The following is a 19578-nucleotide window of genomic DNA, read 5'->3' as shown; positions in this document are numbered from 1 at the left end:
TCGCGCGCCCCGTCGGTGACCGTGCCTGCGGGGCGGGCCGGCTCCGGGCGCTCGGCCGGCGGCGGCCGCCGTGTCAGCCCGCGCGTCCGCGCAGCCGGTGCGCGTGCGCGGGGTAGACCCCGAGAATGCGCACCTCGGAGGAGAAGAACCGCAGCTCGTTCAGGGCGAGCGCGACGTGCGGCTCGTCGGGGTGTCCCTCGATCTCCACGTAGAAGCGGCTGGGGCTGAGGCCCGCGCTCAGCTGGTAACTCTCGATCTTGGTGAGGTTGACGCCACTGGTGGCGAATCCGCCGAGCGCCTTGAAGAGCGCGCTGGGAATGTTGCGCACGCAGAAGAACAGGCTGGTCATCGTGGTGCCGTCCGCCTCCGGCCACGGTCCCGCGTCACGCGTGAGCACCACGAAGCGCGTGGTGTTCTCGGGGTCGTCCTCCACCTCGGCCCGCAGCACGTCCAGCCCGTACAGCTCGGCCGCGGCGGGCGGCGCGAGCGCGGCGTGCCGGGAGTCTCCCAGCTCCGCGACCTCGCGGGCCGAGCCGGCCGTGTCGTCGCTGACATGGGTGCGCCAGCCGCCCTCGCGGAGCAGCTTCCGGCACTGGCCGAGCGCGTGCACATGGCTGCGTACGCACTCCACCTGGTCGATCGAGGCGCCCGGGACGCCCATCAGGTCGAAGCGGATCGCGAGGAAGTACTCCGCGACGATGAACAGACCCGACTCCGGCAGCAGATGGTGCACGTCGGCGACGCGCCCGGCAGCGGAGTTGTCCACGGGGATCACCGCGACATCGGCCCTACCGAGCGTCACCGCGTCCAGCGCCTGCTCGAATCCCGTACAAGGCACTTCGTCGCAGCCTGGGTACAGCGCGTGGGCGGCGGTCGCCGAGTTGGAGCCCGGTTCCCCCTGATATGCGACGATCGTCACCTTGTTCTGCCTTCCACCGTGAAGCCTGTCCGTCGCGGGCCACGAAGTCCTCTCCGCGTCACCGCATGCAAGCAGTATCGGAGTACGGGACCGGTTCGGGCACACCGGGTTCGGTGAGCCCGGCCAGGTCCGGTACGCCTGACCGGATTCGCACCGGGTTCGCACCAAGGAGCCGGGCGCCCTCAGGCTCCGGCCCCCCGCGTGCTCTCAGCCTTGCGCGCACGGCGCGCCGCGAAGACTCCGGGCTCGGCCCGCATGTGCGGCGGCACGGCGAACTTCGGGGTGTTGAAGAGGATCACGCACATCTCGCAGAGCGCCGAGGCCAGAATGATCAGCACCCCCGCGGCGACGCCCCACGAAGCCACCGCACCGTCGAACGGCCCCATCAGGAGCACCACCACCACGCCCCACAGGGCGGCCGCGGTGATACCGGCCGACCGCACTTCCCCCCGCCGTACGACAGGCCCGAACGGCAGGACGGCGACCACGGAATCGGCCACGTCCGGATCGCGCCGGAGCTGGACGGCCTTCCAGGTCATGTAGGTGTTCCCCAGCACGAGAAAACCACAAACGATCACCATCAGGACCATCGCGGGCCCCCCCTCTTCGGTCGGCCGGCGCCGGCCCACGGACTGTCGCCGAGCGGCCCACGCGGGGCGACCGGCTGATCGGGACACCAGCTTCCCGCACGCGCGAGCTCCCGCTCACCCCGGGGGACCCCGCACCCGGCAAGACCGCGCCGACAAGGTGGCGTCCCTACGGGTCGCGGTGCGCGAATCCGCTGCCCCGCGCGGGAGCCGACCGACCGAAGAGCGTGCCGGCCCACCGCCTCCGAAGCTCCGAAACCATGAGCGCGGGGCCGTCCGTCCACCTCGTCCCGCGAGCAATCGGGCGACCACCCCCACCCCGGGCAGGCGCGTGTCCACGCCCACCGATCCCTCACGGTTCACCCGGATGTGCGCCGAATGCCGCACAGACCGGATTCGCCCCTCGGGACGACGTCCGACGGAACAGAGGTCGCGCGCACTCATTGACAGGGACACACCCCCGGCGACACTCTCGGGAGAGCGCTCTCCAAGACCGCCCACGGGAAGCCGGTTCTCCCTCAGCACCCGCCAGGAGCCCACGTGTTCAGATCACCCCACGCCCATTCCGGCCGTCCGCGACCCGGCCGCCGACTCGTCTCCCTCACCGCCCTCGGCGCCCTCGTCGCGTCCTCGCTCACCCTGCTCGCGGCGCCGGGCGCCACGGCCGCCGACACCCTGCTGTCCCAGGGCCGGACCGCCACCGCCTCCTCGCAGGAGGGCGACGGCTACTCCGCCGCCGGGGCCGTCGACGGCAACCTCACCGGCACCCGCTGGGCGAGCCAGTGGAGCGATCCGCAGTGGATCCAGATCGACCTCGGCGCCACCGCCAACCTCAGCCGGGTAGTCCTGACCTGGGAGGGCGCCTACGGCAAGTCGTACGAGATCCAGGCGTCCGACAACGGCACCGACTGGCGGAGCCTGCGTACGGTCACCCAGGGCGACGGCGGCACGGACGACCTCGCCCTCTCCGGCTCCGGCCGGTACGTGCGGATGCTCGGCACCGAGCGGTCCGGCGGATACGGCTACTCCCTCTGGGAGTTCCAGGTCTACGGCAGCACCGGCACCACTCCCCCGCCGGCCACCGGCGGGGCCGTGAAGGTGACCGGCTCACAGGGCAACTGGCAGTTGCAGGTGGGCGGGCAGCCGTACACCGTGAAGGGCCTCACCTGGGGCCCGTCCGTCGCCGACTCGCCGAGGTACCTGCCCGACGTGAGATCCATGGGCGTCAACACCATCCGCACCTGGGGCACCGACGGTTCGACCAAGCCGCTGCTCGACGCGGCGGCGGCCAACGGCATCCGGATCATCAACGGCTTCTGGCTTCAGCCCGGCGGCGGGCCGGGCAGCGGTGGCTGCGTCAACTACGTCACGGACACCACCTACAAGAACAACTCCCTGACGGAGTTCGCCAAGTGGGTGGACGCGTACAAGTCGCACCCCGCGACCCTGATGTGGAACGTCGGCAACGAGTCGGTCCTCGGACTCCAGAACTGCTACAGCGGCACGGAGTTGGAAGCGCAGCGCAACGCGTACACCACCTTCGTCAACGACGTGGCCAAGAAGATCCACTCGATCGACCCGGATCACCCGGTGACCTCGACCGACGCATGGACCGGCGCCTGGCCGTACTACAAGCGCAACGCGCCGGACCTCGACCTGTACGCCATGAACTCGTACGGCGACGTCTGCAACGTGCAGCGCGACTGGGTGGCGGGCGGCTACACCAAGCCCTACATCATCACCGAGACCGGCCCGGCCGGTGAGTGGGAGGTCGCGAACGACGCGAACGGCATCCCCGAGCAGAAGACCGACGTCCAGACCGCCGCCGGGTACACCAACGCGTGGAACTGCGTCACCGCCCACCGGGGTGTGGCGCTCGGCGCCACGATGTTCCACTACGGCACCGAGCACGACTTCGGCGGGATCTGGTTCAACCTGCTGCCCGGCGGGTTCAAGCGGCTCTCGTACTACGCGGTGAAGCAGGCGTACGCCGGTTCGACCGCCGGGGACAACACGCCCCCGGTGATCAGCAACATGACCGTCTCACCGGCATCGGCGGCCCCGGCCGGCAAGGAGTTCACCGTCCGCGCCGACGTCCGCGACCCGGACAACGACCCGGTGACGTACAAGGTCTTCCTCAGCGGCAACTACGCCAACGGCGACAAGGGGCTGGTGGAGGCCGCGTGGCGGTCCACCGGGAACGGCACCTTCGCCGTGACCGCGCCCGAGAAGCTCGGCGTCTGGAAGGTCTACATCCGGGCGGAGGACGGCCACGGGAACGCGGGCTTCGAGACGAAGTCGGTCAAGGTCGTCGCACCGCCGGTGGACGGCACCAACGTGGCGCTGAACAAGCCGGCCACGGCCTCCTCCTCGCAGGCGTCGTACGGCGACTGCCCCTGCACCCCGGCCAACGCCGTCGACGGCAACCCGGTCACCCGGTGGGCCAGCGACTGGAGCGATCCGCAGTCCATCCAGGTCGACCTGGGCGCGCGCACCGCCCTGCGGACGCTCCAGCTCCAGTGGGACCCGGCCTTCGCCTCCTCGTACGAGGTCCAGCTGTCGGACGACAACGCCACCTGGCGCACGGTGTTCACGACCACCACCGGCAATGGGGACATCGACACCGTCGCCCTCGGACAGTCGGCCCGCTACGTCCGCCTCGCACTCAAGGCCCGTGGCACCGGCTGGGGTTACTCGTTGCACGAGATCGGCGTGTACGCCTGACGTACGGGCGCGCCCCCTCCTTCGTGCCGCCGGTGCCGGACCGGCACCGGCGGCATCCCACCCCCCTCCAGCGGAGAGGCACTCCATGAAAGGCACGAAGAACAAGAACGGCGCCGCGAGAAGGCTCTCGGCGGTGCTGGTCGGCACGGCCCTGGCCGCCACCCTCCTCGGCGTCGGATCGACCCTGACCGCGGGCGCGCCCGACGCGTCGTCAGCCACCGTCGCGGCGGGCGCGGACACGGCCGGTTCGCCCCATATGGGGCACGTCGCCGCAGCGGCTTCGGCCGCTTCGGCGGACGACGTGGACGGGGACGGCTACATCCCCGCCGTCCCGCCGGTCACCGGCGTCACCCCGTCGTGGGGGACACCGACGCCGCGCTACTTCCACGAGTTCCAGGCCAACTGTTCGGTCACCCACACCGCGCCGGACGACCCGATCGTCTTCCCCGGACAGGCCGGCGCGTCCCACGACCACACGTTCATGGGCAACACGACGACCAACGCCCAGTCCGTGACCGCCTCGCTGTACGGCGGCAACACGACCTGCAAGGTGCCCGGCGACTCCTCGGCGTACTGGATGCCGTCCCTCTTCAAGGGCGACACCAAGATCCTGCCGACCGGTCCGCAGGTCATCTACTACAAGGCGGGCGTCACCGACTACACCAGCGTCCGTCCCTTCCCCAAGGGACTGCGCTACGTCGTGGGCAGTCCGCTGCAGAGCGCGGACCAATTCCGCGCGCTCAAGGGCTGGGTGGAGGGCTGGGAGTGCGGGGAGTCCTTCGGGAACATCGACTTCCCTGCCACCTGCCCGGCTGGTAGCCAGCTCAACATCCGCATGCAGGCGCCCAGTTGCTGGGACGGACTGCACCTGGACACGCCGAACCACCAGGCGCACATGGCGTATCCGGTCGTGAAGCCCGGTACCAACGACAACGTCTGCCCGGCCGACCACCCGGTGGCCCTGCCGATGGTCGAGTTCAAGATGGCGTTCCCCGTCAGCGGCGACATGTCACAGGTCAGGCTGGCGAGCGGGCGCGGCTACTCGTTCCACTACGACTTCTTCAACGCGTGGAACGAGCCGACGCTCCGGGCGATGGTGGACCACTGCATCGTGGGTGGACTCCAGTGCGACGCCCGTGGCTGGGACCAGAACCACCCGGAGGCCGGTGCCGCGCTGAACGCGGACTACCGCCTGCCGTAGGAGCGCGCCGCCCGGCCCGCTCCACCGGCCGGGCCCCCGGCCCGCTCCACCCGTGAGCCCCCGGTCCGTCCCGTTTCCCGCCCCGCCACGGGACGGGCCGGGTCGGAGCGGGTCGCGCGTGTACGGGGGGCTCCTACGCGGAGGCGCGCACCACGAGTTCGGGATCGAAGATGACGGCGGTGGGCTCGGTCCGGGTCCCCTCGATCTCCTCCTGGAGCAGGCACGCCATTCGGGCCGCCATCTCCTCCATCGGCTGGCGGACCGTGGTGAGCGGCGGTTCGGCGGCGAGCGCGGCGCTGGAGTCGTCGAATCCGACCACCGCGACATCCTCGGGGACGCGTCGGCCGAGCTCTCGCAGGGCGTCGCAGACGCCTCGCGCCATCACGTCGTTGGCGGCGAACACCCCGTCGATGGCCGGGTGTTCGCGCAGCAGCCGGCTAAGGGCCCGGGCCCCGCTGTCGGCGGTGAACCCGCCCTCGGCGACGGGTACGTACGGTTGGCCGTGGCGTTCCATCGTCTCCCGGAACCCCGCCAGCCGGTCCTGGGCGGCCGGCAGGTCGAGCGGTCCGGTGATGGTGGCGACGCGCAGGCAGCCCCGGGCCAGCAGGTGTTCGGCGGCCAGCCGGGCACCGTCCCGGTGTGCCAGGTCCACGTAGGTCACGGGGGCCGGGACCCCGGGGCGGGCGAAGAGTACGCACGGCAGCCGCTCGGCCGCCAGCAGGGCGGGCAGCGGGTCCTCCGCGTGGGTGGAGAAGATCAGCGCGCCGTCGGCCCGGCCCTGCCGCAGGTACTCCACCACCTCGCGCCGGGCGGCGTCCGTCTCCGCGAACATCAGCACCGGGTACATCGACCGGGGCCGCAGGAAGCCGACGACCCCACTGACCACCCGGCCGAAGAAGGGGTCGGCCAGCGCCTGGGTGGCGAAGACGTTCTGCCCGTCCTCCGAGTCGTCTCCCGCGCCGGAGACCACCAGGGCCAGGGTCCTGGCCCGCCGGGTCACCAAGGCCCGGGCGGCGCCGTTGGGCGCGTAGCCGGTTCGCGCGATGGCGTCCCGTACCGCGTCCTGGATGGCGGGGTCCACGTTGCGGATGCCGTTGACCACGCGGGACACGGTGGCGCGAGAGACGCCCGCCTCCCGCGCGACGTCTTCGAGCCTGGGGGCGCGTCTCGTCATGCCGATACCTTACCGGCGGGCGGTCAGCGGCCGGGGAAGCGCTCTCCGACGAAGGGGCCGGCTCCCGTGTCGCGGATCTCCACGGAGGCGGTCAGGGGCAGCCGCCCGGCGGAGGATCCCGCATGCACCTCGTAGGTGCCCGGCTCGGTGAACCAGCCCTTCTCCTGCGGGGACCAGTGGTGCAGGGCGCGGTGCGGCACGCGCACGGCGGCGGTGACGGTCTCGCCGGGGCATGCTTCGACCGGGGCGTATCCGGCCAGCCACCGCACGGGGCGTTCCACCGTCGAACCGGGGCGGGCAAGGTACACCTGCACGACCTCCCGGCCGGGGCGCCCGCCGGTGTTGCGGAGCCGTACGGAGACGGTGAAGGCGGTCTCCTCGTCGGCCGTGTCCACCGCCAAATCCACGGATGAACTCTCGTAAGCCCAGGTCGTGTAGCCGAGTCCGTGGCCGAACCAGTAGGCGGGCGTGCGGTGTTCGCGCAGCCAGGCCCGGTGGCCGATGTGCGGGCCCTCGGCGTACCGCAGCACGCCGTCCACCGGCCGGGTCGCGCGTACGGGGGCGTCGGCGAGGGCGGCGGGCCAGGTGGTCGGGAGCCGGCCGCCCGGTTCGGCGGCGCCGAACAGCACGTCGGCCAGTCCGGCCCCGGCCTCCTGGCCGGGGAACCAGGCGAGCAGGACGGCGGGGGCCTCCCGGCGCCACGGCATCTCCACCGGGCCGCCGGAGTTGACGACGACGACGGTACGCGGCTGGGCGGCGATCACCGCGCGGACCAGTTCGTCCTGGTCTCCGGGGAGGGCGAGGGTGGTCCGGTCGTGGCCCTCCGACTCGCTGTCCTGCGTGGTGCCCACGAACACCACGGCGGCGTCCGCCGCGCGGGCGGCGTCCACCGCATCCGCCAGGGCGTCCGCGCGGTCGGGCCTCGGCGGTGCGGCCGTCACCAGGGTGGCGCGACCGGTGCCGTCCGCGAGTTCGCGGCGGGCGACGACCGTGACGGCCCGGCCCTCGGTCAGGGCGATCTCCCCGTACCGGCTCGGCGGGTTGACGTGCACCACGGCCGGGTCGTCCGTCTCGCGCGGGAACACCCCGTCGACCAGCGGCGTCCCGTCGACGGTGAGGCTCATCCGGCCGAATCCCCCCACGCCGAAGGTCCAGGCGCCGCCGACGCCGGGGAGCAGCCGGGCGCTGATCTCCACCGTGTGCGCGCCGGCCGGCAGCGGGGGCTCGATCTGCCGTCCGGACTCCCGGTGGCCCGCGTACAGTTCGGCGCCGTCCGCGTCGAGCACCCGCAGCAGCGCACCGGTCCGGCCGTCGCGCGGGTCCTGGCACCCGGGGCCGCCGAGGAAGGGGGGTGCCCCCAGGGCGGGGCCCGGCGCGTGCGCGAGCCGGACGGTGGGGCCGAGGGCGTCGCGGAGCGCGTCGAGCGGCGTGGAGACGTGCCGGGGGTGGACGCCGGCGCTGCCGCCGCCCTGCACCCGGGGGTCCGCGGCCTGCGCGCCGATCACCGCGAGGGAGGTGAGCGTGGCCGGGTCCAGGGGCAGCACGCCCCGGTTGCCGAGGAGCACGCACCCGGCGGCGACCGCGCGCCGCAAGAGGGTCTCCGGGGCCTCCGGGTCTCCCGCGGGTCTCGGGTACTCGGCCGGATTCGCGACCTCCGCGGGTTTCACGGGCCCCGGCAGCCGCGTCGTCGTCGCGGAGGGGGCGCGGTGGAGCGCGCCGACCCGGTAGGCGAGCCGCAGCAGCCGGGCCACCTTGTCGTCGATCGCCGCCATGGGGACGTGCCCGTCCTCGATCGCCCGGACGAGGTCGTCGGCCCAGGGGCTCTCGGGGCCGGGCATCGCCAGGTCCAGGGCCGCCAGGGCGGCGGGCACGGTGGAGCGGACCGCGCCCCAGTCGGAGACGAGGACGCCGTCGAACCCCCACTCCTCCTTGAGCGGCCGTGCGAGCAGCGGGCTCTCGGCCAGGGTGGTGCCGTTGACCGCGTTGTAGCCGCACATCACCACCCGTACCCCGGCGGCTCGCACGGCGGCTTCGAAGGGGAGGAGGTAGACCTCGCGCAGGGTGCGCTCGTCGAGGTCGACGGAGACGGTGAGCCGGTCCGTCTCGGAGTCGTTGGCGACGTAGTGCTTGGCGGTCGCGGCGACACCGTGCGCCTGGATGCCCCGGATGAGGGCGGCGCCTGTACGGGCGGTCAGCTCGGGGTCCTCCGAGTAGCACTCGAAGTGGCGTCCGCCCAACGGGGACCGGTGCAGGTTGAGGGTGGGCGCCAGCACGACGTCCACGCCCTTGGCCCTCGCCTCGGCGGCGAGCAGCCCGCCCAGGCGCTCGGCCAGGTCCTCGTCCCACATCGCGCCGACGGCCGACGCGGACGGCAGCAGCGCGGAGGTGTTCCGCTCGTCCCAGCTCTCCCCGCGCACTCCGGCGGGCCCGTCGGACATCGTCATCCCGGCGAGCCCCACGGCGGGCTCGTCCGCCGTGCGCCAGGTGGTCGCGCCCGTGAGCAGCCGCACCTTCTGGCGCGGGTCCAACTTGTCGAGCAGCTGGGCGATTTCTTCCTGCGTCACCGGGTTCCCCCCTCGCGAGGCGTTCCCCGCAGGGTGTGGAGAGCGCTCTCCGAGAGCATCGCCAAAAGGCCCGTGCGTGTCAACGCGCAGCGGTGCCGGGAGGCGCGGCCCGGGGCTCGGGCATCCGGGAGTCGCCGTACGGGGACGCGACGGTCCGTGCGGGGCCGGACAGAGAGCGACCGCGGACGGTCCGGACCGAGGGCGACCACGACCGGTCCGGCCAGAGGACGCACACGTCCGGGCCCGCCGGGGCCCGGACGGGCCCGTCCGGTTCTTCGGGCATGACCCCGTGATCCCCGTCGCGGAAGCGCGCCCCTGTCGCCCCTACGCCCCGGGGCCCGACGGCGTCCGTGGGCGGCACTTCGGGGCGACCGTCCCGAAGTCGCTCCCATGGGGACATTCCCACGCCATCCGGTTGCCCCCTGCACCGAAAGTGTCCGGGATGCGGACAACGGCCTTGCTTGTTGACTGTATGCGAAATACGGTCTGCGATATTCCTTGATGACCCCCAGGTGGGAGGTAGGCCCCCGTGCGCCGAAAAGCGGTTGCCTTCGTGGCAGTTGCGCTGGTGTCACTCGTCTCGGGCTGCACGTCGCTGCAGTCCTCGGCAACCGAGGTCGGAGGCGTACGGAAAACCGATGAGCGGCCCGTACGTGACGGCGGGACGCTCACCGTCGCGCTCAACTCGGACCCGGACAAACTCGACCCCAGCCTTGCCCAGACCCTCGTGGGCCGCACGGTCTTCGCAGGCATGTGCGAGAAGCTCTACGACATCGACGAGAACGGCACCCTGGTACCGCAGCTCGCCACGTCGCTCCCCGAGGTCTCCGCGGACGGCCTGACCGTCACCCTGCCCGTCCGGCAGGGCGCGAAGTTCAGCGACGGCACCCCGCTCGACGCGGCGGCCGTGGTCACCTCCCTGCTGCGCCACCGCGATCTGCCCGGTTCCGCGCGCGCCACCGAACTCGGCCCGGTCGAGAAGGCCGTGGCCGTCGGTTCCTCCACGGTGCGGATCACGCTCGACCACCCGTACGTACCGCTCACCGGCGTCCTCGCCGACCGGGCCGGGATGGTGATGTCCCCGACCGCGCTGAAGAAGTACGGCAAGGACTTCACCAACCACCCGTCCTGCGTCGGTGCCTTCCGGTTCGTCGAGCGGGTCGGCGGCGACCGGATCGTGCTGGAGAAGGACCCGAACTACTACGACGCGGCCAAGATCCACCTGGACAAGGTCGTCTACAAGCCGATCGCGGACGGCAACGTACGGCTCGCCAACCTGCGCTCCGGCGACGTCCAGATCGGCGACCAGATGGGCCCGGTGGACGTGCAGAGCTCCCTCACCGAGCCGAAGCTCCAGCTCTTCAACTCGCCTTCGCTGGGCTACCAGGGCATCGGCGTCAACGTGGGCAACGTGAACGGGCTCGGCGAGAAGCCGGGGAAGATCGACACCCCGCTCGCCTCCGACGTGCGCGTCCGTGAGGCGTTCGACCTCGCCATCGACCGCGATCTCCTCAACACCGTGGTCTTCCAGGGCATGTACGAACCGGCCTGCGGTCCCATCTCCCCGCAGTCCGGCATCGCCCCCGGGGTCGATCCCGAGGACTGCCCCAAGCGCGACGTCGCCAAGGCGAAGAAGCTGCTGAAGGAAGCCGGGGTGAAGCTCCCGGTGAAGATCGAGCTGAAGACCTCCACCACCCCCGAACAGGGCCGGGTGGGTCAGGTGCTCCAGGCCATGGTCAAGGAGGCGGGGTTCGAACTCTCCCTGCTTCCCACCGAGTACGCGACCATGATCTCCGAGACCGACGAAGGCGACTACGACGTCTTCACCAGCGGCTGGTCCGGCCGGCTCGACCCGGACGGCAACGTCTCCAACTTCCTGAAGACCGCGGGTGCGATGAACGCCTACGGCATCGGCGACCCGGACATCGACCGGCTGATCGACGAGGGCCGTTCCGTCTCCGACCCGGCCCGGCGCACCGAGATCTACGACGAGCTCACCCGGCGCGTCCAGGGCGACCACTCCATGATCTACCTCTACCGGCAGAAGAACTACGTCGTCGCCTCCAAGGACGTCGCGGGCATCCGCGTCTACGGCGACGGACTGGTCCGGGTCACGAACGCGGGGTACATCCGTTGACGAAATTCCTGCTGACGCGTCTGCGTCAGTCGCTCATCACCCTGATCCTCGTGTCCATCGTGGTGTTCGCCGGAATCCGGGCGCTCCCCGGCGACCCGGCGCTCGCCCTGGCCGGCGAGGAACGCAGCCCCGAGGCGCTCGCCGCGATCCGTGAGGCGTACGGCCTCAACGACAACATCGTGGTCCAGTACGGCCGGTTCGTCGGACACGCCCTCACCGGCGACCTCGGCACCTCCTCGCGTACCGGCCTTCCGGTCTCCGAGGCGATCGGCCAGGCTCTCCCGGTCACCCTCGAACTCGCCGCTCTCTCACTGCTTCTGGCGGTCGTCGTCGGCATCGGCGCGGGCGTGCTGGCCGCCGTCCGGCGCGGAAAGCCGGAGGAGTGGCTGGCCAACGCCGTCGCCCTGGTCGGCCTTTCGATCCCGACCTTCTGGCTCGGCATCGTGCTGGTGCTCGGATTCGCCATCGCCGTACCGGTGTTCGCGGCCTCCGGCTACGTACCGTTCGGCACCGATCCGCTCGACAACCTGCGCCGGATGGTGCTCCCCTCGATCGTCCTCGGCTCCGGCCTCGCCGCCGTGGTGATGCGCCAGACCCGGGGCGCGATGCTCGACTCGCTCTCCGCCGACTACGTCCGCACCGCCCGTGCCAAGGGGCTCTCCCGGCGCGCGGTCGTCGGCGGGCACGCGCTGCGCAACTCGCTGGTCACCGTGGTCACCGTGCTCGGCCTCCAGCTGGGCCACCTGATCTCCGGAGCCGTGGTCACCGAGCAGATCTTCGTGCTGCCCGGCTTCGGCAAGCTCACCATCGACGCCGTCTTCACCCGTGACTACGCCACGCTCCAGGCGGTGGTGCTCTGCACCTCGGCCGCGTACATCCTCATCAACCTGCTGGTCGACGTGGTCTATTCGGTCATCGACCCGCGTATCCGGCTCGGAGGTGCCCGGTGACCACCGCACTCGCCACCCCGGCGCAGGCCACCGTGCGCAAGGCGGGCAGCGGCAAGCTGCGCTCCCTGCGCAAGAACCGCCTCGCGCTGACCGGCGGCATCATCGCCGCCGTCTTCGTCCTCACCGCGCTGTTCGCGCCGCTGATCTCCCCGTACGACCCCGCGCAGCCGGACTTCGCCAACGTCCTGGACGCGCCGAGCTGGTCGCACTGGCTGGGCACCGACGACCTCGGACGCGACCAGCTCTCCCGCATCATCCACGGCACCCGGGCGTCCATGCAGGTCGGGCTGCTCGCGGTGGTACTCGCCTTCGTGATCGGCGTGCCGCTGGGCCTCGCGGCCGGTTACTACGGACGACTCACGGACAGCGCCGTCTCCCGGCTCACCGACACCATGCTGGCCTTCCCGTTCCTGGTGCTGGCCGTCGGCCTCGCCGCGATCCTCGGCCCGTCGCTGACCAACGCCACGATCGCCATCGGCATCTCGCAGATCCCGGCGGTCATCCGCATCACCCGGGCGGAGACGCTGCGCCTGAAGCACGTCGACTACGTCGCGGCGGCCGTGGCGAACGGCGGTGGAGACGGAACCGTCCTGTTCCGCCACATCCTGCCGAACGCCACCTCGGCGCTCATCGTGCAGGCCACGGTCGGCATCCCCGCCGCGATCATCAGCGAGGCGCTGCTCAGCTTCCTCGGCCTCGGTGTGCAGCCGCCCGCGCCCTCGCTCGGCGTGATGCTCTCCGGCGCCCAGTCCTTCCTCGCGCTCGCACCGTGGCTGGCCGTCTTCCCGGGGCTGGCCATCGTCGCCGCGACGCTGGCGTTCAACCTGCTCGGCGACGGACTGCGTGACGTCCTCGACCCCCGCGGAGGCACCCGATGACCGAGACCCTCACTTCTCCGGCGCCCCGGTCCGCACCCGGCGGCGAACCCGTGCTGAGCGTCCGCGACCTCACCGTCGCCTTCCCCTCGGAGCACCGCACGGTGCACGCCGTCGACGGGGTCTCCTTCGACCTCGCACGGGGCGAAGTCCTCGCGCTGGTAGGGGAGTCGGGCTGCGGGAAGTCCGTGACGTCGATGGCGGCCATGGGCCTGCTGCCCCCCACCGCACGGATCGGCGGTTCGATCCGGCTGCACGGCCGCGAGCTGGTCGGCGCCCCCGAGAAGGAACTCCAGAAGATCCGGGGCAAGGACCTCGCGATGATCTTCCAGGAGCCGATGACCTCGCTGAACCCGGTGCTCACCATCGGCCGGCAGATCGGTGAAGTGCTCCGCAGGCACCAGGGCCTGGGCCGCAAGGAGGCCAAGGCGCGCGCGGTGGAGCTGCTGGCCCTGGTCGGCATACCCGCCCCGCACCGCAGGGTCGACGAGTACCCGCACCAGCTCTCCGGCGGCATGCGCCAGCGCGTGATGATCGCCATCGCCGTCGCCTGCGACCCGTCGGTGCTGATCGCCGACGAGCCGACGACCGCGCTCGACGTCACCGTGCAGGCGGGCATCCTGGAAGTGCTCCAGTCGCTGCGCGAGCGCCTCGGCACGGCGATCATCCTGGTCACCCACGACCTGGGCGTGGTCGCGGACGCCGCCGACCGCGTGCTGGTGATGTACGCCGGCCGTCCGGCCGAACAGGCCCCGGTGCATGACCTGTTCGCCGGTGCCCGGCATCCGTACACCCGGGGCCTGCTGGGTGCGGTGCTCCGGCCCGGCGGTGAGGGCAAGCGCAGACTGCCCGAGATCCCCGGTCTGGTGCCGAACCTCGACACCCGGCCCGACGCCTGCGCCTTCGCACCCCGGTGCGCCCGTGCCGACGACACCTGCACCGGCAAGCGGCCCGGCTTCGCCTCCGTCGACCTCTCCGCCGGTGCGGACGCCCTCCACCGGGCGGCCTGCTGGCACCCCTTCGCCGCGGACGAGACCTCCACCCCCGTGCCGGCCGGCGCCGCGCGCCCCGACCAGGAGACCGGACAGTGACCACTCCACAGACCGTCCCCGCACCCCGCACGAGCGGCGGAGCCGTTTCGGGCCCGCAGCCCCCGGTTCTCGAACTCACCGCCCTCGAAAGGCACTTCGGCGCCTCCGGCGGCGGCGCCGTGCGAGCCGTGGACGGGGTGTCGATCACCATCGGGCACGGCGAGGTCGTCGGCCTCGTCGGCGAGTCCGGCAGCGGCAAGTCGACCGTCGGCCGCTGCGCGGTCCGCCTCGACGAGCCGACCGGAGGCACGGTCGAGATCAACGGCACCGACGTGACCCACCTGTCCCGACGCGCCCTGCGTCCGCTGCGCAAGGACTTCCACCTGGTGTTCCAGGACCCGTCGTCCTCGCTGGACCCGCGCATGACGATCGGGCAGATCATCGGTGAGCCGCTGCGGTTGCACGGCATCGCACGCGGCGAGGCGGTGCGCACCCGGGTCGAGGAGCTCCTCGCCCAGGTGGGGCTGCGCCCGGAGCACGCCGACCGGCACCCGCACGAGCTGTCCGGCGGTCAGCGCCAGCGCATCTCCATCGCCCGCGCGCTCTCCTGCGACCCCGACCTGGTGGTGGCGGACGAGCCGACCTCGGCACTCGACGTGTCCGTGCAGGCCTCGGTGCTCAACCTGCTGGCGGACCTCCAGCGCGACCGAGGCTTCGGCTGCCTCTTCATCACCCACGACCTGGCGGCCGTGGAGTACCTCGCGGACCGCATCGCCGTCATGTACCTGGGGAAGATCGTCGAACAGGCCCCGACGGCCGAGCTGTTCGCCTCACCGAAGCACCCGTACACCCAGGCGCTGCTCTCCGCCGCGCCCGTACCGGACCCGGTCGACCAGCGTTCGCGCAAGCGGATCGTGCTGAACGGCGAGCTCCCCAGCCCGCTCGACCCGCCGTCCGGCTGCCACTTCCACACCCGGTGCCCGCTGGCCACCGACCGGTGCCGGACCCAGGCGCCCGCGCTGCGCGAACTTCCCGGCGGCCGGCAGGTCTCCTGCCACCTGGTCGCGGACGACGGCACGTCCCTCGACGCGGCCGCCGCGACAGCTCCGTAGCCGCGTTCCGTACCGCGCCGTATCCTCCGCGCACCACCACCCGAAACTTCGCACTCGCGTTCGCACGTCGCAGCAAGGAGCCGCATCCATGTTCACCACCCGCCCGACCCTCCAGGGCACCTTCGGCATGGCGTCCTCCACCCACTGGCTCGCCTCGCAGTCCGCGATGGCGGTCCTGGAGGGCGGCGGCAACGCCTTCGACGGCGCCGTCGCCGCGGGCTTCGTCCTGCACGTGGTCGAGCCGCACCTCAACGGTCCGGCCGGCGAGGTGCCGATCATCCTGGCGCCGAAGGACGGCGACGTGCGGGTGCTGTGCGGCCAGGGGCCCGCCCCCGCCGGAGCGAGCGCCGCCCACTACCGCTCCCTCGGCCTGGAGCTGGTGCCCGGCACCGGGCCGCTGGCCGCCGCCGTCCCCGGTGCGTTCGACGCCTGGATGCTGCTGCTGCGCGACCACGGCACCCGGCCCCTCGCCGAGGTGCTGGGTTACGCGATCGGGTACGCCGAGGACGGCCACGCGCCCGTCGAGCGCGTCGGCCAGACCGTCGAGACGGTCCGTGAGCTCTTCGAGAACGAGTGGAAGACCTCCGCCGAGGTCTACCTCCCCGGCGGTACGTCCCCGCAGCCGGGCAAGTTGTTCCGCAACCCCGCGCTCGCCGCCACCTGGCGCCGGCTGATCGCCGAGGCCGAGAAGGCGGGCGGCGAGGACCGGGTGGCGCAGATCGAGGCCGCGCGGACGATCTGGCGCGAGGGCTTCATCGCCGAGGCGATGGTCCGGCAGGCCGCCACCCCCACCATGGACACCACCGGGACCCGGCACACGGGCACGCTGACCGCCGCCGACGTGGCCGGCTGGTCCGCGTCGTACGAGGCCCCCGCCACGTACGAGTGGAACGGCTGGACCCTCGCCAAGGCGGCCGGCTGGAGCCAGGGCCCCGCATTCCTCCAGCAGCTCGCCCTGCTCCCCGAGGAGTTGCCCGCGTACGGCTCCGCCGAGTACGTCCACCTGCTCATCGAGGGCTGCAAGCTCGCCATGGCCGACCGGGAGGCCTGGTACGGGGACGCCGCCGAGGTGCCGCTGGACACCCTGCTCTCCCCCGAATACAACGCCGAACGCCGTGCCCTGATCACCGACCGGGCGTCGCGGGAGCTGCGTCCGGGCAGTCCCGACGGGCGCACCCCGGTCCTCAGCGCGCACGCCCACGCGGTCGCCGCCGGAGAGCCGGGCTTCGACGCCATGGGCCTCGCCGCCGCCGGCGTAGGGGAGCCGACCGTCGCCAAGGACGGCACCACCCGGGGCGACACCTGCCACGTCGACGTCGTCGACCGGTGGGGCAACATGGTCTCGGCGACGCCGAGCGGTGGCTGGCTCCAGTCCAACCCCGTCATACCGGAGCTGGGCTTCCCGCTCGGCACCCGGCTGCAGATGGCGTGGCTGGACGAGGGCCTGCCGAACACCCTCACCCCCGGCTGCCGCCCCCGCACCACCCTCACCCCGTCCCTCGCCCTGCGTGACGGCGTCCCCGTGCTGGCCTTCGGCACCCCCGGCGGTGACCAGCAGGACCAGTGGCAGGTCCACTTCTTCCTGGCGGCCGTGCTGCGCGACCGGGTACGCGGCGGGCTCGACCTGCAGGGCGCGGTCGACGCCCACAACTGGCACAACGACAGCTTCCCGGGCTCGTTCTATCCGCGCGGGATGCGCCCCGGCAGCGTCACCGTCGAGGAGGGCATGGACCCGGAGGTCGTGGAGGAGCTGCGCCGCCGCGGCCACGAGGTCACGGTCGGGGACGCCTGGTCGGAAGGCCGGCTCTGCGCGGTCGCCCGCGACCCCGAGACGGGCGTGCTGTCCGCCGCCGCCAACCCGCGCGGCATGCAGGGGTACGCGGTCGGCCGCTGAACCCGCTGATGGCGCGACATGATCCGACGGCCCGTCCGGGAACTCCCGGGCGGGCCGCCCGCGTGTCCGGAGCGTCGGGGGCTGGCACCTGCGGGGCGAGCGGGCGGTGGTCCCGGCAGCTCCGGTCGAGCCGCCTCGCGGACCGTGTCGCTCTGGACCACTGGTCCGGCGCGCCCTGTCGGAGGGATGCTGTGCCCCATGACGACGACTTTGATCACCGGGGCCAACAAGGGCCTCGGACATGAGACCGCCCGCCGCCTCGTCGCCGCGGGCCACACCGTCTACGCGTCGGTCCCGGCCCGAACGTGGTCGGTTCCGTCGGAGGTGAACCAGCGCGGCCCGTCTGCTTCGTCGGCCACGGTCGGCCGGGCGTCCGGGTCATCCCGGGTATCCGGCCGCCCCTGAGGGGTCGTCACCCCCGGATGTCGCGCGGCCCCCGCGAGCCCCGCCCACTTGCGCCGCACCCTCAGTGGGCCGCGAGCCGTTCCACCAGACCGATGCCTCGCGCCAGCAACTCCCGCTCTTCGTCGGTGAGTTCGGCCTCGATGGCCCGCGCGAGCCAGTCGGCCCTGCGCTCCCGCTCCTCTTCCAAAAGGGCACGTCCCGCGCCCGAGAGGTCGACCAGGCTCTTGCGGCCGTCGGTCGGATGCGCGCGGCGAGTGATCAGCCCTTGCTCCATGAGCAGTCCGACGGCCCGCGCCATGGACTGCGGACGCACCCGCTGACCCGTCGCGAGATCACTGGTCGTCATGGCGCCGTTGCGGTCCAGCTCGCCGAGCACGGCCACCTGGCCGAGCGGCATCTGGTCTTCGAGCTTCACGCGCCTGGTGAGCTTCCCCATCGCTGTGCGCAGTTCGGCGGCGACGGCGGCGGATTCCGGGAGGGGCATACCGCACTTTATCCCAGGCCGTACGGGCCGAGCCGCACAGCCGGCCCGGTCGGCGCATGTACACAGCACATCTGCGCAGCGCATCTGCACAGCATTACTGAACAGCACAACTGAACAGCATTGCTGTAGAGTCTTGCGTGTCGGGTCCAGCGCCACCGTCGTCGCAGCGGGGCCCGTCATGGACCAACGGGAAGGGCTCCCATGACCGCCATCACCTCCGTCACCGGCCGCCGCGTGCTCGACAGCAGGGGCAACCCCACCGTCGAAGTGGACATCGAGCTGGCAGACGGTTCCCTGGGCCGGGCGGCGGTACCCTCCGGCGCCTCCACCGGCGCCCGCGAGGCCGTCGAACTCCGCGACGGAGACCCGGCACGCTGGCACGGCAAGGGCGTCGACCGCGCGGTGCACCACGTCAACACGGAGCTCGCCGCAGCCGTCGTCGGCCGCGACGCGGAGGACCAGGCGGGCCTCGACGCCGCACTGGTCACCACGGACGGCACCGCCTCCAAGGCCCGGCTCGGCGCGAACGCCGTCCTCGGGATCTCCCTGGCCAACGCCAAGGCAGCGGCGGCGGCCCACCGCCTGCCTCTGTACCGGTATCTCGGCGGGTCCGACGCCCGGCTGCTGCCCGTACCGATGATGAACATCGTCAACGGGGGCGCGCACGCGGACAATCCGCTGGATTTCCAGGAGTTCATGATCGTCCCGATCGGTGCCGCGACGTTCGCCGAGGCCGTACGGATGGGCTCCGAGATCTTCCACACCCTGCGCCGCGACCTGCTCGCCGCCGGGCATTCCACGGGCGTGGGCGACGAGGGCGGCTTCGCGCCCTCGCTGCGTACCGCCGAGGAGGCACTGGACTTCGTCGTGGCCGCGATCGAGCGCACGGGATACCGCCCGGGTACGGACATCGGCCTGGCCATGGACCCCGCGTCGTCCGAGTTCTTCCGCGACGGCGTGTACGACTACACCGGGGAGGGCGTACGGCGTACCCCGGCCGAAAACGCCGATTATCTGGCCAAGTTGATCGACACCTATCCCGTCGTGTCGATCGAGGACCCGATGGCCGAGGACGACCTGGAGGGCTGGCGGGACCTCACGGCGCGGGTCGGATCGCGCTGCCAGCTCACCGGGGACGACGTGTTCTGCACCAACGAGACCCTGCTGCGCGAGGGCATCGCTTCCGAGGTCGCCAACTCGATCCTGGTGAAGGTCAATCAGATCGGCACTCTGACCGAGACGCTGGCCACCGTCGGCACCGCGCACCGCGCCGGCTACACCGTCGTCATGTCACACCGCTCGGGTGAGACGGAGGACACCACGATCGCCGACCTGGCGGTGGCCACGGGCTGTGGCCAGATCAAGACCGGTTCGCTCTCCCGCTCCGACCGCACCGCCAAGTACAACCAGCTCATCCGTATCGAGGAGGAGTTGGGCGGATCCGCACGGTACGCGGGGGCGGCGGCGCTCCGTCGCTGACACCGCCCCTTCCCGGGTGCCGCCCGGACGGCGCGGACGGCA

At 72.1% G+C, this 19578-nt stretch carries 14 protein-coding genes and 1 pseudogene; 10 read left to right on the top strand and 5 right to left on the bottom strand.

All coding sequences use genetic code 11. From position 1 onward, the window contains the following. Positions 1-73: 73 nt before the first annotated feature. Both OHT52_RS27700 and OHT52_RS27695 read right to left on the bottom strand, forming a co-directional pair. Positions 74-919, bottom strand: coding sequence for a prephenate dehydratase (locus OHT52_RS27700; protein WP_328722892.1), 846 nt, complete (start codon positions 917-919; stop codon positions 74-76). A gap of 182 nt (positions 920-1101) precedes the next feature. After that, entirely contained in the window at positions 1102-1509 is a 408-nt protein-coding gene (locus OHT52_RS27695; RefSeq protein WP_328722891.1) for a hypothetical protein, read from the bottom strand. 537 nt (positions 1510-2046) lie between these two features. Between OHT52_RS27695 and OHT52_RS27690 the strand changes: the two genes are divergently transcribed. Both OHT52_RS27690 and OHT52_RS27685 read left to right on the top strand, forming a co-directional pair. Then, positions 2047-4230, top strand: coding sequence for a discoidin domain-containing protein (locus OHT52_RS27690; RefSeq protein WP_328722890.1), 2184 nt, complete (start codon positions 2047-2049; stop codon positions 4228-4230). 85 nt (positions 4231-4315) lie between these two features. Then, positions 4316-5431: a DUF1996 domain-containing protein gene (locus OHT52_RS27685; RefSeq protein WP_328722889.1), complete on the top strand. Its 1116-nt coding sequence runs from the start codon at positions 4316-4318 to the stop codon at positions 5429-5431. 133 nt (positions 5432-5564) lie between these two features. Here OHT52_RS27685 and OHT52_RS27680 read toward each other — a convergent pair whose 3' ends face one another. Together OHT52_RS27680 and OHT52_RS27675 are read right to left on the bottom strand one after the other, a co-directional pair. Beyond that, positions 5565-6605 (bottom strand): LacI family DNA-binding transcriptional regulator, encoded by a 1041-nt coding sequence (locus OHT52_RS27680; protein ID WP_328722888.1) that lies wholly within the window; start codon positions 6603-6605, stop codon positions 5565-5567. A 23-nt stretch (positions 6606-6628) separates the two neighbouring features. Beyond that, complete coding sequence (locus OHT52_RS27675) at positions 6629-9169, bottom strand: glycoside hydrolase family 3 C-terminal domain-containing protein (RefSeq protein ID WP_328722887.1); 2541 nt, start codon at positions 9167-9169, stop codon at positions 6629-6631. Positions 9170-9722: 553 nt separating this feature from the next. Here OHT52_RS27675 and OHT52_RS27670 point away from each other — a divergent pair. The 7 genes and pseudogenes from OHT52_RS27670 to OHT52_RS27640 form a co-directional block, all read left to right on the top strand. Next, complete coding sequence (locus tag OHT52_RS27670) at positions 9723-11306, top strand: ABC transporter substrate-binding protein (protein ID WP_328722886.1); 1584 nt, start codon at positions 9723-9725, stop codon at positions 11304-11306. Beyond that, positions 11303-12256 (top strand): ABC transporter permease, encoded by a 954-nt coding sequence (locus OHT52_RS27665; RefSeq protein WP_328722885.1) that lies wholly within the window; start codon positions 11303-11305, stop codon positions 12254-12256. Before OHT52_RS27670 ends, OHT52_RS27665 begins: the two co-directional genes overlap by 4 nt. Next, positions 12253-13134, top strand: a complete 882-nt coding sequence (locus OHT52_RS27660) for an ABC transporter permease (protein WP_443046677.1) — start codon at positions 12253-12255, stop codon at positions 13132-13134. Before OHT52_RS27665 ends, OHT52_RS27660 begins: the two co-directional genes overlap by 4 nt. Further along, the gene (locus OHT52_RS27655) at positions 13131-14222 is read left to right on the top strand and encodes an ABC transporter ATP-binding protein (RefSeq protein ID WP_328722884.1); all 1092 of its coding nucleotides are present in this window, start codon (positions 13131-13133) and stop codon (positions 14220-14222) included. The genes OHT52_RS27660 and OHT52_RS27655 overlap by 4 nt, the downstream gene beginning before the upstream one ends. Next, on the top strand, positions 14219-15274 hold the full coding sequence (locus OHT52_RS27650) for an ABC transporter ATP-binding protein (RefSeq protein ID WP_328722883.1): 1056 nt from the start codon (positions 14219-14221) through the stop codon (positions 15272-15274). The genes OHT52_RS27655 and OHT52_RS27650 overlap by 4 nt, the downstream gene beginning before the upstream one ends. A gap of 88 nt (positions 15275-15362) precedes the next feature. Continuing rightward, complete coding sequence (locus OHT52_RS27645) at positions 15363-17168, top strand: gamma-glutamyltransferase family protein (protein ID WP_328722882.1); 1806 nt, start codon at positions 15363-15365, stop codon at positions 17166-17168. Positions 17169-17366: 198 nt separating this feature from the next. Continuing rightward, positions 17367-17459, top strand: a pseudogene (locus tag OHT52_RS27640) (short-chain dehydrogenase); the annotation flags it as partial. 175 nt (positions 17460-17634) lie between these two features. Here OHT52_RS27640 and OHT52_RS27635 read toward each other — a convergent pair. Beyond that, complete coding sequence (locus OHT52_RS27635) at positions 17635-18057, bottom strand: MarR family winged helix-turn-helix transcriptional regulator (protein ID WP_328722881.1); 423 nt, start codon at positions 18055-18057, stop codon at positions 17635-17637. Between the two features lie 201 nt (positions 18058-18258). Here OHT52_RS27635 and eno point away from each other — a divergent pair, with 201 nt between their 5' ends. Then, entirely contained in the window at positions 18259-19536 is a 1278-nt protein-coding gene (eno, locus tag OHT52_RS27630; protein WP_328722880.1) for a phosphopyruvate hydratase, read from the top strand. Positions 19537-19578: the final 42 nt, after the last annotated feature.

This window comes from Streptomyces sp. NBC_00247 (genome assembly GCF_036188265.1).
In the GTDB taxonomy this organism is placed as follows: domain Bacteria; phylum Actinomycetota; class Actinomycetes; order Streptomycetales; family Streptomycetaceae; genus Streptomyces.
The sequence above is the reverse complement of the archived record's forward strand: the minus strand, read 5'-3'. Positions and strand labels throughout refer to the sequence as shown.